Origin of the sequence: Pararobbsia alpina (assembly GCF_902859895.1) — a bacterium.
Classification (GTDB): Bacteria; Pseudomonadota; Gammaproteobacteria; order Burkholderiales; family Burkholderiaceae; genus Pararobbsia; species Pararobbsia alpina.
Genome location: NZ_CADIKM010000180.1, coordinates 1 through 925 on the forward strand (window position 1 = coordinate 1; position 925 = coordinate 925).

Annotated in this window: 1 protein-coding gene; it reads left to right on the plus strand. The window is 61.6% G+C overall.

The annotated features are described in order from the left end of the window. A partial coding sequence (locus HV670_RS30155; protein ID WP_175108563.1) for an IS4 family transposase occupies window positions 1-907 on the plus strand: 907 nt, incomplete at its 5' end. Window positions 908-925: the final 18 nt, after the last annotated feature.

A 925-nucleotide genomic window follows, 5' to 3' on the forward strand; every position in this document is an offset into this window, starting at 1 on the left:
CCGGGAGCCTCGGGATGCCAACGGGCAGCGTGGTGGTATCAAGGAAAGCGTACGGTGGATTGAAGGCTACGAACGCGTTGCAGAACAAGCCGCGCTGCTGCCTCAGACCCGCTTGGTCTATGTGACGGACCGGGAGGGTGACATCGCTGCGTTGATGGCGCGTGCCGATGAGCTCGGTCAGCCTGCTGACTGGCTGATCCGTTCCCAATACAACCGCAACCTTGGTGAGACAGGCAAGCTGTGGGACAGGGTCGGCGCGAGTCAGGCACTGGGTGAGATCACCTTTATTCTGCCGGGGCGCGCGGGCCAGAAGGCGCGTGAGGTCAAACAGGAGTTACGCGCACAACGTGTGAAGCTGCCGGGTCAGGCGGGCCCCACGGTCACCTGCGTGGTGGCCCAGGAGGTCAGCGCTCCGGCCGGCGTAACACCTGTCGTGTGGCGCTTGCTGACCAACCGTGAAGCGCCGGATACCCATGCCGTCATCGAGCTGATCGACTGGTATCGCGCCCGGTGGGAGATCGAGATGTTCTTCCACGTCCTGAAGACCGGGTGCAAGGTCGAAGCGCTGCAGCTCTCACACATGGACCGTGTGGAGAGGGCCTTGGTGTTGTACATGGTGGTGGCGTGGCGCATTGCCAGGCTGATGCGATTGGGCAGAACCTGCCCTGAACTGGACGCGTCGCTGTTCTTCGACGCTGACGAGATACGAGGGGCGTATCTGCTCGCGAAAAAGGCCCGGCCAAAGACACCGGTCACGCTCAATCAGATGATTCGTCTGGTTGCTTCTCTGGGTGGGTTCCTCGGGCGCAAGAGTGATGGCGAGCCCGGCGCCAAAACGATCTGGATCGGCATGCAGCGAACCATCGACGCTGCATTCATGATTCAGGCGCTGCGCGAGCACTCATGAGTTCTGTATAACGCAATG